This is a genomic window from Sphingomonas sp. (assembly GCF_041661885.1).
Lineage (GTDB): Bacteria > Pseudomonadota > Alphaproteobacteria > Sphingomonadales > Sphingomonadaceae > Sphingomonas.
This window is the reverse complement of record NZ_JBAZTL010000005.1, coordinates 211,224-224,593: the sequence shown is the minus strand read 5'-3', so window position 1 is coordinate 224,593 and position 13,370 is coordinate 211,224. Positions and strand designations below refer to the sequence as shown.

The following is a 13,370-nucleotide window of genomic DNA, read 5'->3' as shown; positions in this document are numbered from 1 at the left end:
CGGAGGCGCGCTTTGCCGATCGCGCGATAAGCGGATAGGCAGGCGCGATGAACCCCGCCATCGCGCCACGCACCCGCTCCGTCCTTCGTGCTCTGCTTGCAGCAGCGTATGGGGTTGCGGGCATTTTTCACCTGGCGGTGCCCGCGCCGTTTCTTTCGATAACGCCCGCGTTCGTGCCCTTTCCACGCGCCGTAATCCTCATCACCGGCCTGTGTGAAATTGCCGGGGCGGTGGCGCTGTTCCTGCCGCGCTGGCGGTGGTGGGCGGGGGTAATGCTGGCGCTGTATGCGGTGTGCGTCTATCCCGCCAATGTGAAGCACGCGCTCGATTATATCGAACATGGCACGGGCGGTTTGAGCCTGTGGTATCATGTCCCGCGTTTGCTGTTTCAACCGGTGATCGTGTGGTGGTCGCTGTTCGCCGGTGGGGCAATCGACTGGCCCTTCAAACGCCGGAGCAGTTTCCGATGAGCGACATCGACGATACTATCATCGACACGCCCGACGGCCCGATGACCTGGGCCGCGTGGAAGAAGAAGAACCCGGTGCAGATCCCCTCGCGCCGGACCAAGGGCAAGGACCTGCCGGTTAAGGTGAAACGCTTTACCGAGAAGTGAGCGCGCGCCGCTGTGCGGAAGGTTAAGAAGGGACAGACCGGTGCACCCGGATGGGGCGGACACAAGGGATTACCACACCCCTTACCCTATAAAGGGAGTTCCTTCGGCGAAAGCGAGTGAGAAATTGCGAGCGCACCTTGACCGTTGATGACTTTAAGTATCATATCGCTACCATGACTCTCAGCCCGCTTTCGATTCAGCCTATTCCCTATCAAGGGAGCAAGCGGGCACTCGCCCCCCGGATTTGCAGCCTTTTCCCGGACAGTGTCCCCACACTCTACGAACCTTTCGCCGGATCCGCCGCCGTCACGCTGTTTGCAGCAACGCACGATCTGGCCGACAGATTCGTGATTGGGGATAGCTACACGCCTTTGATCGATTTGTGGGCGCTCATCATCGATACGCCAGGCGAGCTTTCCGATCGTTATGCGGCGCTGTGGCATGGGCAGTTTGAAAACCCATCCCACTTCAATGACGTCCGCGCCGAGTTTAACGAAAGTAGCGACCCCGTATTGCTGCTTTACCTTGTTGCCCGGTGCGTAAAAAATGCCGTGCGGTTCAATCGCCGTGGGCATTTTACCCAGTCTGCGGACAAGCGCCGTACCGGCATGAAGCCGGATCGCGTTACGCGCACTGCCCACGCGGTCAGCCGCCTCCTCAAGGGTCGGGTCAGTCTATTTCGTGGTGATTTCCGCGACTGTGTCCAAAACGCGGCGGCAAGTGATTTGATCTATATGGACCCGCCCTACCAAGGCACAACATATGGGACAGACAAGCGATATGCAGCGGGCCTGGAGCGTGAACGCCTAATTGATGGCCTCCACAATTTCGACGCGCGGGGGGTTCCCTATATCCTCTCTTATGACGGGCAAATGGGCGAAAAAATCTACGGCGAACCCCTGCCCGACACTGTGGACGCAGACCATCTGGCACTTCATGCAGGACGCTCGTCGCAAGCCACCATTAACGGCCGCAGTGACGAGACGATTGAAAGCCTTTATGTCTCGCGATCCCTGAACGCTGGCACCGCGGATATTTACAAGTCTCGCCCAGTGCAGGACCGTTTATTCGCCTAAACGTCGCTTGATATATGCGACAATTTCGGTGCCGTTTGCTCCCGCCTCGCTTTTCAAACGTTCATAAGCGGCCACCTCTTTGCCGGTCCAAACCAATGTGACACGGCGTGATGGGGTTTCGGCAATATGCGCATACTCTTCGGGGGATGCCCAAAAGCACGCTTTGCAAATGACCGGATCGCGCTTGGTCCGAAAGTTGTCGCAATGTTCGCAGGACCAGCTTTTTGCACGGTTTGATGATGCGTCCAGCAACATGAAATCACTCGAATGCAACGGACCGCTGTCGTCCCCTGCAACTTCGTAGGGTACGCGGTGATCAATCTGAAGGTATCGTTCGTGGAGTGCTTGGTTCGTGATCGTATCCCGCGCGCCATAAAGCGCGATAAGCTCCTGCTTGAATTGCTTGGAAAATGCCCTGCGGCCTCCCACACGCCCCGCCTTGATCCTTGATATATCGTCAAAGGTATACGCACCCATACGGCGGCCAGTCTTGGGACTGGTGACGCGATGGGTAATCAGTGGAATTCCGTTTTCCCGCACGTCACGAATGGCGCGGGGTGGGTGATAGTAACCGTAAAGATAGATCAATTCCTCAGTGGTGATGATCCCATGTTCCAGAATATGGTCTATTACCGTGCGAGCACGCTTTGCCTCCACACCGCGACACAACGCGAGCATGGCCTCATCCAGTGCATTAGCCGGTGTTTTGGGAATATCACCTAATTCGGCCATCTTTTGCCTGCAAAAGTTCGGTAGGCGTGGTTTCCAAGGCTGCCGCCAGGGATTCGAGCGTAGAAAGGGTAATGTTCCGCTCGCCCCGCTCGACAGAGCCAATATAAGTCCGGTGAAAACCACTCAGGTCCGCCAACTGTTCCTGCGACAATCCAAGCCGCAAACGTTTGCACCTAACGTTCGCCGCGACCGTGGCCTGCAAGCCGCCGGACTCCAATTCCCCTCCGCTCATGCAAGCTCATGTCCGATAATGAAGACTTTAAGTCTACACACTTAGGGTAGAGTTCTGCGGGATAAATCCAGCGTGATGATAATCCATCTCGCTGGTCATCGCCTTTTGCCCGCCGCAGGCGCCCCGGCGGGTAGGGTTGGTGGACAGGGTAGGGTTCGAACCTACGTAGGAGAAACTCCGGCAGATTTACAGTCTGCTGCCTTTAACCACTCGGCCACCTGTCCCCAGGCGCGCATCCTTTGGGAAAGGATGGCCGCTTCAAAAAAGCGAGGCGTGCCAATGCCGACCACATGCGCCCCTGTCAACGGCTAAGGTCATCACAACGACGACAAGAGCGACCTTGCGCGCGCGCCGCGCCGCGCATACCCACGCAGATACCGTCCCTTTTCTGTTCGAGGTCCTTATATGATGCGTCGTGTCCTGCTTCTTGCTTCGTGCGCCGCGCTGGTTGCCGCGCCCGCGCTTGGCCAGTCGGTCGACCGCACGCAGGCCGCGCGAATCATCGACGAGGGCATTGCCCATAGCGAAGTGATGCTGACCGCCGAACATCTCGCCGACGTGATCGGCCCGCGCATGACCAATTCCCCCGCGATGCGCACGGCAGAGACCTGGACCCAGGCCAAATTCGCCGAATGGGGGCTGAAAAACGTCCATAAGGAAGGCTTCGAATTCGGTCGCGGCTGGTACATCGTCGCCTCCAGCGTGAAGATGCTGACCCCGCGCCCGATCCAACTCACCGCGATCCCGATCGCGTGGACGCCCGCCACCAACGGGCCGATTTCGGCACCGGTCATCGTCGCGCCGATTTCGCGCGTGCGCGATTTCGACAAATGGCGTGGCAAGCTGTCGGGCAAGATCGTCATGGTCACGCTGCCCAACACCGGCTCCGAGCCGGGCGAGGCCCCGTTCCAGCGCTACACCAGCGAGGAACTGGGCAAGCTCGACCAATATCAGCAGCCCACCTACAATCCCGAAGCCGCCGACCGCCGCCTGAAGCGGCTCGATTTTGCCAAGAAGCTCGATGCCTTCCTCAAGAGCGAAGGCGCGGTCGCGATGGCGACGATGGCCTATCGCGACGGGAAATTGGTCAGCGGCGAAGGCTATACCTTCGGCGTCGGCGATACGCCCGCGCTGCCCGCCGTGCAGATCGCCGCCGAGGATTATCGCCGCCTTGCCCGCCTCGCCAAGATCGGTCCCGCGCCGACGGTCGAGATCAACAGCGACGTGCGCTTCGACGATAGCGACACGCGCGCCTATAACGTCATCGCCGAAATCCCGGGCTCCGATCCCAAGGCCGGCTATGTGATGGCCGGTGCCCATCTCGATTCGTGGGTCGCGGGCGATGGCGCTGCCGACAATGGCGCAGGCTCAGCAATGGTGCTGGAAGCAGCCCGCATCATCGCCAAAACCGGCATCCGCCCCAAGCGCACGATCCGCTTCGCCTTGTGGGCGGGCGAGGAACAGGGGTTGCTCGGATCGCTGTCCTATGTCGAAAGCCACCTCGCGACACGCGGCAACCCCAGCGACCCGAAGCAGACCGGCCTGGCGCTGTATACCGGCTGGTCGAACCGCTGGCCAATCACGCCCAAGCCCGGCTGGGGCGATCTCGCCGCGTATTTCAACCTCGACAATGGCTCGGGCAAGGTGCGCGGCATCTATGCCGAGAACAATCCGGCGGTGGTGCCGATCTTCCGCGACTGGCTCGCCCCGTTCGGCCCGATGGGGGCGAAGGACGTCGTGATCCGCACCACCGGCGGCACCGACCATGTCTTCATGCAGGCGGTTGGCGTGCCCGGCTTCCAGTTCATCCAGGACCCGCTCGACTATGACAGCCGCGTCCACCATTCGAGCATCGACACCTTCGACCATTTGAAGGGCAATGACATGCGCCAGGCCTCGACCATTCTTGCGTCGTTCCTGGTCAATGCCGCCAATGCCGAAAAGGCCCTGCCCCGCCCGCCTTTGCCGACCAAGCCGGTGGTGACCGAGCCTTTCGCTTATTCCGACGAGGATGAATAAACCCGTGCCCGTACCCTTTTCAAAGAGTGCCCCGTTCCCCGTGCGCGCGCCGCGTCTCTCGATCGTGGAGAGCAACTGATGGCGCGCCGTGGACATCGCCCGTCACAGGCTCCTGCCGGTCGCCCGCGCTTCTGGGGACGCCATGCCGTCACGGCGGCGCTTGCCAACCCGGAACGGACCGTGCGCAAGCTGTGGGTGACGCGCGAAGCCGCCGCCAGCCTCGACATCCCGCCGGTGATCCCGATCGTCTATGCCGATGTCGCCGATCTCGCGCGGCTGGTGCCGGGCGACGCGCCGCATCAGGGGCTGGTCGCCGAAGTCGATCCGCTGGAGGATATGTGGCTTGGGGATTTGCTGCAGCAGGGCGAAGGCGACCAGCGTCCGTTGCTGGTGCTCGACCAGGTGACCGACCCGCATAATGTCGGCGCGATCATGCGCTCCGCCGCCGCGTTCGATGCGCTCGGCATCGTCACGCCCGACCGGCACGCGCCGCCTGAATCGGGCACGATTGCGCGCGCGGCTTCGGGCGCGCTCGAAATCGTGCCGTGGGTACGCGTGGTCAACCTCGCGCGGGCGCTCGATGAGATTGCCGAGGCCGGTTTCTGGCGCGTCGGGCTGACCGGCGAAGCCACGCAGACCTTGACCCAGGCGATGGGCACGCAGCGCGTCGCGCTGGTGCTGGGGGCCGAGGGCGAAGGAATGCGGCAGAACACGGCTACGCATTGCGACGAACTTGCGCGTTTGCCGATCTCCCATAGGGTCGAAAGCCTGAACGTGTCGAACGCCGCAGCAATTGCGCTGTACGCGGTGGCATCGCGCTGAACGGGAGAGCGCCCGATTAGCGGAGGCGGTTGGAGCGGGCGGCGACCGCGCCGCCCGCTTGCCGCCTCAATCCTCTGCGGCGATGCGGACCTTCAGTCCGTCCAGCGCGTCGGTCAGCTCAATCTGGCACGACAGGCGCGAAGTCGCGTCGCGGTCGGCCGAGGAATCGAGCAGATCGTTCTCGTCTTCGCTCATCTTGGGCAGTTTGGCCGCAAAGTCCGGGTCGACATGGACATGGCAGGTCGCGCACGAACAGCACCCGCCGCACAGCGCCAGAATTTCGTCGATCCCCGCGTCACGGATCACTTCCATCACCGAAAGGCCAGCATCGCCCTCGATTTCCCGTTCTTCCCCTTCGCGGGTCACGACGATAAGCTTGGGCATGAGCGATCCTTTGCGATAGCGACTGTCTCCACCGCCATGCCGCCAGATGCGGCCCCGATCAAGGTATCACCGCATGGGCCTGAGCGCCGACCAGTTGAAAACCGCGCTGGACGCGCTGGCCGAACGAGAACCCGCCTTTGCCGCCGCGCTCGCCCGCGTCGGCTATCCTGCGCCGCGCTTGCGCGAGCGCGGTTATGCAACGCTGCTGCGCACGATCATCGGGCAACAAGTCAGCACCAAGGCGGCGCAGAGCGTGTGGAACAAGCTCGAAGGGCTGGTCGGCTCGCTCGACGACCCCGCCAACATTATCAGCGCAAGCGACGAGACGTTGCGCGAAGCTGGACTGTCGCGCCAGAAAGCGGGCTATGCGCGCAGCCTCGCGGCGTTGGTGGCGAGCGGAGAACTCGATCTGCAAAATCTGCCCGCCGATGACGAGGATGCGATCGCCAAGCTGGTCGCGGTCAAGGGCATCGGGCGTTGGTCAGCCGAAATCTATCTGCTGTTCGCAGAAGCCCGCACCGACATCTGGCCGGCGGGTGATCTGGCGGTGCAGATCGAGGTTGGTCGCCTGCTCGGCCATGAGGAACGGCCAAGCGAGAAGCTGGTGCGTGAGCTTGCCGAAGCGTGGCGTCCGCACCGTGGCGCCGCCGCGATCTTCGCCTGGCATCATTATCAAAGCGACATGACGGTCGTCTGAGCAATGGCAAAGGCCGACCGCCTCGCCCGGCTCGACGAACGTCGCGCCGAAATCGAAACCGAGTATCGCGCGCTACTCGTCGCCGCGCTGCGACGCGCCGCAGCGGGCCAATGGGGCTTGTTCGGCCACACCAAGGACCGCGCGCACGCCGCCAAGGCGGCACCAACCGTGCTGGAACTGACCGAATTGGGCGAGGCCGCCGATCACTTGCGCGCGCAATTGTCGATGCCGCCGTTCGCGCTCCATGTGGATTTCGTTGCATCGCGCGGCCCTGTATCGGCCCACGCCGTCGGCGAGCCCAAACAGGCACAGGTGTGGCTGGCACGGCTCGAATCACAGGAAGGGAAACCCGCATGAGCGGAAAGTGGAAACTGGGCGTCATCGGCGGATCAGGCCTTTACGCGATCGATGCCTTGCACAATCCGCGCTGGCACCGCGTCGATACGCCGTGGGGGCAGCCCTCGGACGAATTGCTGTTCGGGTCGATCGGCGACGTTGAGCTCGTCTTCTTGCCGCGCCACGGACGCGGGCATCGCATCAGCCCGTCCGAACTCAACTTCCGCGCCAATATCGACGCGTTGAAGCGCAGCGGCTGCACCGACATTATCGCGATTTCATCGATCGGGTCGCTGCGCGAGGAATTACCGCCAGGGCATTTCGTGGTGGTCGATCAATTCATCGATCGCACCGTCGCGCGCACATCGAGTTTCTTCGGCACCGGCATGGTCGCGCATGTCTCGATGGCCGAGCCGGTCTGCCCGCGCCTGTCGGGCTATGCGGCGGACGCGGTCGCAGCGGCGGGCGGCGCGGTGACCAAAGGCGCCACCTATCTGGCGATGGAAGGCCCGCAATTCTCCAGCCGCGCGGAAAGCCTGCTCTACCGCCAATGGGGTGCCGACGTGATCGGCATGACCGCGATGCCCGAGGCCAAGCTCGCGCGCGAGGCGGAGCTGCCCTATGCGCTGATCGGCATGGTCACCGATTATGATTGCTGGCGCGAGGAAGCCGCGTTCGTCGAGGTGGCCGAGGTCATCAAGCAAATGGGCGCGAACGGCGAAATCGCGCGCAAGGCGCTGGCCGCTTTGGTCGCAGCCTTGCCGAGCGAACGCGCGCCCTCCCCACTCGACACCGTGCTCGACCATGCGCTGATTACCGCCCCCGCCGCGCGCGATCCGGCGGTGCTGGCACAACTCGACGCCGTCGCAGGGCGCGTGCTCGGCAAATAATTCTTCTTCTATCTTTGTGTCTTCGTGCGAGCATTTTCTCGCACAAAGGCACGAAGAAGGCAGGAAAGCGGCTGCGCCGTTCGGGTCAGCGCGCGAGCGTGACGACCCGCTCGGCTTCGCTCAGGTGCAACCGCTCCACCATTTCGCCGTTAACGCGGATCGCGCCTTTGTCGGCGTTTTCGGGCTGCGCAAAGGCCGCGATCACCGCCTTCGCCCACGCAATCCGCGCGGCGGACGGCGCGAAGGCGCGGTTGGTCGGCGCGATTTGCGCCGGGTGGATCAGCGTCTTGCCATCGAAACCGAACGCCGCACCTTGCGCGCACTCCGCCGCCAGTTCTGGCGTTTCGGCCAGCACGTTGGACACGCCGTCGAGCGCGATCAGGCCATGCGCGCGCGCCGCCGTTACGATCGCGGTCAGATGCGGCAGCAGCGGCAGGCGCTCTGCCCCCGGCGTGCAACGCATGTCCTTGGCGAGATCGTTGGTGCCCGCAATCAGGCACCCCAGCCCACGCGTCGCCGCGATCGCGGGCAATGCGAGCATCGCCGCGCACGTCTCGATCATCGCCCACAGCGGAACGTCGCCGAGCAGTGCGCGCGCCGCTGACAGATCATCGCAGTGCGATACCTTGGGCAACACGATCGCATCAAAGCCTGCGTCGCGCGCTGCCTCGCAATCGGCGATGCCCCATTCGCTGTCGAGCGCGTTGACGCGCAGCGCCAGCGTCCGCCCGCCAAACCCGCCATCCGCCGCCGCCTGCAATGCCTGGGCGCGGGCGCTTGCCTTGGCCTCTGGCGCAACGGCATCTTCCAGATCGAGGATCACCGCATCGCACGCCAACCCCCGCGCCTTCTCGATCGCGCGTGCGTTTGACGCCGGCATGAACAAGGCGCTGCGGATGGCGCGCATTATGGGGCGGGTGCCTCCCGCCGGGTTGGTGCAGGCGTATCTTCCCAGCCGCCGCCCAGCGCCTTGAACAAGCTGATCTGCGCATCGGCCACCGCCGCATCCGATTGCGCCAAAGCGGCGCGCGCATCGGCACGGTCCCGTTCGGCCTCGATCAGCAGCAGAAAACTGTCGGCCCCATAATCGAACCGCACTTGCGACAGCTTGGCCGCCGCCGTGCTCGACGCCTCCGCACGGCGGAGCGCCGCATTGCGATCGAGCGCCCCGGCGTACCGGGCCAGCGCTTGCTCGACTTCGCTCAGCGCGCCGAGCACCTTCCCATCGAAGGTTGCAAGGCTGGCATCGGCTCCGGCGCGCGCCTGACGGATTCGCGCGCGTGCGACGGTCTGGTTGGGGAAGCTCCATGAAATGAGCGGCCCGAACGAATAATTGACCGCGCTGCCCTTGAACACCTGGCTGCCACGCGTGGAATTGAGCCCGATGCTGCCGAGCAACGATATCTTGGGATAAAGATCCGCCACCGCCACGCCGACCCGCGCTGTGTCCGCCGCAAGCGTGCGTTCGGCCGCGCGGACATCAGGGCGGCGTGCAATCAGCGCCGCACCGTCACCGACGGGCACCACAGCGCGCATCGCCGGCGGCGCCTTGCACGCGTCGGCGGCGGCATCGACTTGCTCGGGCGGCAAACCGGTCAACACCGCCAGCGCGTAAAGCGACGCACGGCGCTCGGCTTCGAATCCGGGAATCGTCGCCTGTGTTTGCGCAAGCAGGACATCGGCGCGCTCCACGTCGCGACGCGTGCCCCGCCCCGCCGTGAACAGCGTATTGGTCAGCCCCAGCGTGCGCTGTTGCAGCGCCACTGTCTCAACCGCGACGGCGCGCTGCGCGGCATTGCTGCACGCGCTGGCATAGGCCCGCGCGGTTTCGGCGGCGACCGACACGCGCGCGGCATCGAGCTGGCCCTGCGCCGCCTGCGCATCCCCACGCGCGGCCTCAATCGCGCGCGTTACGCCGCCAAACAGATCGACCTCATAAGAGGCATCGAAACCGACCTTGAAGGCATCGAAGCGAAAGGTTCGTTGCGTGGCGGCAGCACCGCCAAAGGCCGCAGCGCTCGCGCTATTGGCTTGTTGGCGGGTATATTGGGCGCTCGAACTTGCTGCGGGAAGGCGTGCGCCATTCTGTTCTGACAGGACAGCGCGCGCGCGTTCCAGATTGGCAGCGGCGGCGCGAATGTCGGCGTTGTGCGCCAGCGCATCGGCCACCAGCCGATCCAGCGTTGGATCATCATACAGCCGCCACCAATGGTCGGGAAGCGGGCTCGCCGCCGCCACCGTGCTGCGGGCGGGTTCGACAAAGGCACCGCCCTTGGCCGCGACGGGTGTTGTCGGATGGCGGTAATTGGGCCCGACGACACAGGCCGAAACGGCCAATGCCGGAAGGGCCGCCCCCAGAATTCGCAGCGCGCGCGTCATGCCGGGGTCACCTCTGCTGCGTCACCGGGCTTGGGTGCGCGGGGCTTGCGACGCAGCTTGCGCGCCACCCAATCGCCGCCCTTGCGGCTGATGACATAGAAGCTCGGCGTGAACAGCAAGCCGAAGGTCGTCACCCCGATCATCCCGAAGAACACCGCGACACCAAGCGCCTTGCGCATTTCCGAACCAGGCCCCGCGCTGATTACCAATGGCAACACGCCCAGAATGAAGGCAATCGAAGTCATGATGATCGGACGCAGGCGTTGCTCGGCGGCATGTTCGGCGGCGGCGTGCAATTCCATTCCCTGATCTTCATTCGCACGGGCGAATTCGACGATCAAAATCGCATTCTTTGCCGCCAGACCAATCAGCACGACCAAACCGATTTGCGTCAGGATGTTGTTGTCCATCCCCATGATGTTCACACCCACAATTGCCGCGAGCAAGCACATCGGCACGATCAGGATCACCGCGAACGGCAGCACCAGGCTTTCATAATTGGCCGCGAGCAACAGGAAGACGAACAACACCGCCAGCGCGAACACCAGCGATCCGGTATTGCCCGCCTGCGTTTGCTGGAAGGCGATTTCGGTCCATTCGTAGCTCATCCCCTTGGGCAGAATCTCGCCCGCCAGCTTCGCCATCGTCTGCAGACTCTGTCCCGAGGAATAGCCGGGAACGGTATCGCCCTGCAGCTCCGCTGAGGGATACAAATTGTAGCGCACCACGCGGTACGGCCCGCTGTCGTTACGCAGCGTCATCACCGCATCGAGCGGCACCATATTGCCTGCCGCCGACCGGGTACGCAAATGCCCGACATCGGAAATCTGGTCGCGATAGGGCGCATCGGCCTGCGCCGTTACACGATAGGTGCGCCCCAGATAGTTGAAGTCGTTGATGTAGGACGAGCCGAGATAGGTCCCAAGCGTCGAAAACACGTTGGATACCGGCACACCCATCTGCTCGGAGCGCTCGCGATCGATATCGGCGAACAGCCGCGGCGTGCGCGTGTTGAAGGTGGTGAAGGCGGAGGTGATGCCGGGCGTCTGATTGGCCTTCATCATCATCCCGAAGGCAGCACCCTCAAGCGCCTTATAGCCGAGGTTCGAGCGGTCCTCGATCAACATTTTCCAACCGCCGCCAGTGCCGATGCCCGCCACCGGTGGCGGCGGGATAACCAGCAACAGGCCACCGGCCAGCGGTGCGAAGGCCTGCCGCATCTGGTTGGCGACGACCGTCGCATCGGCGCGGTCGGCGCGCGGCTTGAGCGCGATAAACATCGCGCCGGCATTGGGCGCGGTCGAGAAGGTCGCGCCGTCGAGGCCGGAGAACGCGACGGTGTCACGGGTCGCCGGGTTTTTGCGCGCAATTTCGCCCGCACGCTGGATCAACTCGGTGGTGCGTTGAAGCGAAGAGCCCGGTGGCAATTGCGCCGCGACGATCAAATACCCTTGATCCTGCGCCGGAATGAACCCGGTTGCAGTCGCGGTGAAGCGCCATCCGGCCAGGCCAATCAGGACGACATACGCAATGCCGACAATGGCCAGATTGCGCACCGCGCGCGCTGTGAATTTGCCGAAGGTGCGACCCAGCCAATCGAAGCCGCGATTGAACGCGCGCGCAAAGCGCGTACCCAGCCCGCGCCAACCGGGCTTGGGCTCCTCGTCATGTTTGGGCTTGAGCACCATCGCCGCCAGCGCCGGCGACAGGGTTAGCGACACAAAGGCGGAAATCGCCGTTGCCGAAACGATCGTTAGCGCGAACTGCTGATAGAATTGCCCGGAAATACCCGGAATAAAGCTGGTCGGGATAAACACGCCGCACAACACCAGCGCGATCGCGATCAACGCGCCCGACACTTCGTCCATCGTCTTGTGCGCCGCCTCGCGGGGGGAGAGCCCCTCCTCTTCCATCAGGCGCTCGATATTCTCGACCACCACGATCGCATCGTCGACGACGATACCGATCGCGAGCACCATGCCGAACAGTGACAGGTTGTTGAGACTGAAGCCGAACCCCGCCAACACGGCCAGGCTGCCGATCAACGATACCGGGATCGCCACGATCGGGATGATCGCCGCACGCCAGCTTTGCAGGAACAGCAGGACGACCAGCGCGACCAGCACCAGCGCCTCGACCAGCGTATGTTCGACCGCCTCGATCGACGCCTGAATATATTCGGTTGGGTTATAAGGAATCGAATAGGCCAGGCCCGGCGGGAAACTTTTCGCGGCTTGTGCAATCTCGGCTTTCACCGCCTCCGCCGTGCTGAGCGCATTGGAGCCCGGCAACTGCGTGATGCCAAGCGCCGTCATATGCTTGCCGTTGAGCGCGGCGTTGATCGTATAGTCCTGCGCGCCCAATTCGATCCGCGCGACATCGCGCAGGCGAGTAAGCCGCCCCTTGTCATCGCGCTTGATGACAATTTCGCCGAATTGCTCGGGCGTCGTCAAACGGCCGGTCGCCTGGATCCCGAGCTGGAACGCGGTGCCGCCCTGGTTGAACGGCGGCGCGCCGACCGCGCCCGCTGCGACCTGAACGTTCTGCCCACGCACCGCCGCGACGATTTCATCGACGGTCAGGTTGCGTGATGCGGCCCGGTCCGGGTCAATCCACAGGCGCATATTATAGTCGCGCCCGCCAAAACTGCGCAGGCCGCCAACCCCCTGAATACGCGAGATGCGATCGACAATCTGCGTCGTCGCGTAATTCGAGACATAGGATTCGCTGAGCGAGCCGTCGGGGGAGGTCAGCGCAATCACCAGCAGGATGTCGGGCGAGTTCTTGCGCACCGTCACGCCGATTTGCCGGACTTCTGTCGGCAAGCGGGGTTCGGCGGTCGAGACACGGTTCTGCACCAGCACCTGCGCCTGATCGACGTTCGTGCCTTGCTTGAACGTCACCGTGATCGCCAACGCGCCATCACCAGTGGCCGAAGAGGACATGTAGATCATGTTCTCGACGCCGTTGATCGATTCCTCGAGCGGCGCAGCCACCGTTTCGGCCAGCGTTTCGGCATTGGCACCGGGGAAGGTGGCGTTCACCACCACCGTCGGCGGCGCAATTTGCGGATATTGCGCGATCGGCAGCGACGGATAAGCCACCACGCCGAACACGACGATGAGGATCGACAGAACCGCCGCGAAGATCGGGCGATCGATGAAGAAATGGGGGAACTTCACGCGTG

General features: G+C 63.4%; 14 protein-coding genes and 1 tRNA gene. 8 read left to right on the top strand and 7 right to left on the bottom strand.

Features of this window, described 5'->3' with window-relative positions; genetic code table 11:
- Positions 1-47 precede the first annotated feature (47 nt).
- From WC704_RS11670 to WC704_RS11660, 3 genes are all read left to right on the top strand, one after another.
- Positions 48-470 (top strand): DoxX family protein, encoded by a 423-nt coding sequence (locus WC704_RS11670; RefSeq protein ID WP_372890086.1) that lies wholly within the window; start codon positions 48-50, stop codon positions 468-470.
- Positions 467-616, top strand: a complete 150-nt coding sequence (locus WC704_RS11665; RefSeq protein ID WP_169313335.1) for a hypothetical protein — start codon at positions 467-469, stop codon at positions 614-616. The genes WC704_RS11670 and WC704_RS11665 overlap by 4 nt, the downstream gene beginning before the upstream one ends.
- A gap of 137 nt (positions 617-753) precedes the next feature.
- Positions 754-1,692, top strand: coding sequence for a DNA adenine methylase (locus WC704_RS11660; protein WP_372890085.1), 939 nt, complete (start codon positions 754-756; stop codon positions 1,690-1,692).
- On the opposite strand, the gene WC704_RS11655 is transcribed toward WC704_RS11660, so the two are convergent.
- The 3 genes from WC704_RS11655 to WC704_RS11645 form a co-directional block, all read right to left on the bottom strand.
- Positions 1,681-2,424, bottom strand: coding sequence for a helix-turn-helix domain-containing protein (locus tag WC704_RS11655; RefSeq protein ID WP_372890084.1), 744 nt, complete (start codon positions 2,422-2,424; stop codon positions 1,681-1,683). The genes WC704_RS11660 and WC704_RS11655 overlap by 12 nt on opposite strands.
- Positions 2,408-2,656, bottom strand: a complete 249-nt coding sequence (locus WC704_RS11650) for a helix-turn-helix domain-containing protein (protein WP_372890083.1) — start codon at positions 2,654-2,656, stop codon at positions 2,408-2,410. Before WC704_RS11650 ends, WC704_RS11655 begins: the two co-directional genes overlap by 17 nt.
- A gap of 137 nt (positions 2,657-2,793) precedes the next feature.
- Positions 2,794-2,880, bottom strand: a tRNA-Tyr gene (locus tag WC704_RS11645).
- Positions 2,881-3,064: 184 nt separating this feature from the next.
- Between WC704_RS11645 and WC704_RS11640 the strand changes: the two genes are divergently transcribed.
- Together WC704_RS11640 and rlmB are read left to right on the top strand one after the other, a co-directional pair.
- Positions 3,065-4,675 carry a M20/M25/M40 family metallo-hydrolase gene (locus tag WC704_RS11640; RefSeq protein ID WP_372890225.1) on the top strand — a complete coding sequence of 537 codons (1,611 nt, stop codon included), beginning with the start codon at positions 3,065-3,067 and terminating at the stop codon, positions 4,673-4,675.
- 78 nt (positions 4,676-4,753) lie between these two features.
- A complete protein-coding gene (gene rlmB, locus WC704_RS11635) occupies positions 4,754-5,497 on the top strand; it encodes a 23S rRNA (guanosine(2251)-2'-O)-methyltransferase RlmB (protein WP_372890082.1) in 744 nt (247 codons plus the stop codon).
- A gap of 66 nt (positions 5,498-5,563) precedes the next feature.
- On the opposite strand, the gene WC704_RS11630 is transcribed toward rlmB, so the two are convergent.
- Positions 5,564-5,881 (bottom strand): 2Fe-2S iron-sulfur cluster-binding protein, encoded by a 318-nt coding sequence (locus WC704_RS11630; RefSeq protein ID WP_126847794.1) that lies wholly within the window; start codon positions 5,879-5,881, stop codon positions 5,564-5,566.
- Between the two features lie 73 nt (positions 5,882-5,954).
- Between WC704_RS11630 and WC704_RS11625 the strand changes: the two genes are divergently transcribed.
- The 3 genes from WC704_RS11625 to WC704_RS11615 are packed head-to-tail and all read left to right on the top strand — an operon-like array spanning position 5,955 to position 7,804.
- Positions 5,955-6,578: a DNA-3-methyladenine glycosylase gene (locus tag WC704_RS11625; RefSeq protein WP_372890081.1), complete on the top strand. Its 624-nt coding sequence runs from the start codon at positions 5,955-5,957 to the stop codon at positions 6,576-6,578.
- Positions 6,579-6,581: 3 nt separating this feature from the next.
- Positions 6,582-6,935, top strand: coding sequence for a hypothetical protein (locus WC704_RS11620; protein ID WP_372890080.1), 354 nt, complete (start codon positions 6,582-6,584; stop codon positions 6,933-6,935).
- On the top strand, positions 6,932-7,804 hold the full coding sequence (locus WC704_RS11615) for an S-methyl-5'-thioadenosine phosphorylase (RefSeq protein ID WP_372890079.1): 873 nt from the start codon (positions 6,932-6,934) through the stop codon (positions 7,802-7,804). The genes WC704_RS11620 and WC704_RS11615 overlap by 4 nt, the downstream gene beginning before the upstream one ends.
- Before the next feature lie 85 nt (positions 7,805-7,889).
- Here the strand turns inward: WC704_RS11615 and WC704_RS11610 are convergent, their stop codons facing one another.
- The 3 genes from WC704_RS11610 to WC704_RS11600 are packed head-to-tail and all read right to left on the bottom strand — an operon-like array spanning position 7,890 to position 13,365.
- Positions 7,890-8,711 carry a CoA ester lyase gene (locus WC704_RS11610; protein WP_372890078.1) on the bottom strand — a complete coding sequence of 274 codons (822 nt, stop codon included), beginning with the start codon at positions 8,709-8,711 and terminating at the stop codon, positions 7,890-7,892.
- Entirely contained in the window at positions 8,711-10,183 is a 1,473-nt protein-coding gene (locus WC704_RS11605) for an efflux transporter outer membrane subunit (protein WP_372890077.1), read from the bottom strand. The genes WC704_RS11610 and WC704_RS11605 overlap by 1 nt, the downstream gene beginning before the upstream one ends.
- A complete protein-coding gene (locus WC704_RS11600) occupies positions 10,180-13,365 on the bottom strand; it encodes an efflux RND transporter permease subunit (protein ID WP_372890076.1) in 3,186 nt (1,061 codons plus the stop codon). The genes WC704_RS11605 and WC704_RS11600 overlap by 4 nt, the downstream gene beginning before the upstream one ends.
- Positions 13,366-13,370: the final 5 nt, after the last annotated feature.

Coding starts and splice junctions, on each gene's coding strand:
- WC704_RS11670 (WP_372890086.1), top strand. CDS start 48: ATGAACCCCGCCATCGCGCCACGCACCCGCTCCGTCCTTCGTGCTCTG.
- WC704_RS11665 (WP_169313335.1), top strand. CDS start 467: ATGAGCGACATCGACGATACTATCATCGACACGCCCGACGGCCCGATG.
- WC704_RS11655 (WP_372890084.1), bottom strand. CDS start 2,424: ATGGCCGAATTAGGTGATATTCCCAAAACACCGGCTAATGCACTGGAT.
- WC704_RS11650 (WP_372890083.1), bottom strand. CDS start 2,656: ATGAGCGGAGGGGAATTGGAGTCCGGCGGCTTGCAGGCCACGGTCGCG.
- WC704_RS11640 (WP_372890225.1), top strand. CDS start 3,065: ATGCGTCGTGTCCTGCTTCTTGCTTCGTGCGCCGCGCTGGTTGCCGCG.
- rlmB (WP_372890082.1), top strand. CDS start 4,754: ATGGCGCGCCGTGGACATCGCCCGTCACAGGCTCCTGCCGGTCGCCCG.
- WC704_RS11630 (WP_126847794.1), bottom strand. CDS start 5,881: ATGCCCAAGCTTATCGTCGTGACCCGCGAAGGGGAAGAACGGGAAATC.
- WC704_RS11625 (WP_372890081.1), top strand. CDS start 5,955: ATGGGCCTGAGCGCCGACCAGTTGAAAACCGCGCTGGACGCGCTGGCC.
- WC704_RS11620 (WP_372890080.1), top strand. CDS start 6,582: ATGGCAAAGGCCGACCGCCTCGCCCGGCTCGACGAACGTCGCGCCGAA.
- WC704_RS11615 (WP_372890079.1), top strand. CDS start 6,932: ATGAGCGGAAAGTGGAAACTGGGCGTCATCGGCGGATCAGGCCTTTAC.
- WC704_RS11610 (WP_372890078.1), bottom strand. CDS start 8,711: ATGCGCGCCATCCGCAGCGCCTTGTTCATGCCGGCGTCAAACGCACGC.
- WC704_RS11605 (WP_372890077.1), bottom strand. CDS start 10,183: ATGACGCGCGCGCTGCGAATTCTGGGGGCGGCCCTTCCGGCATTGGCC.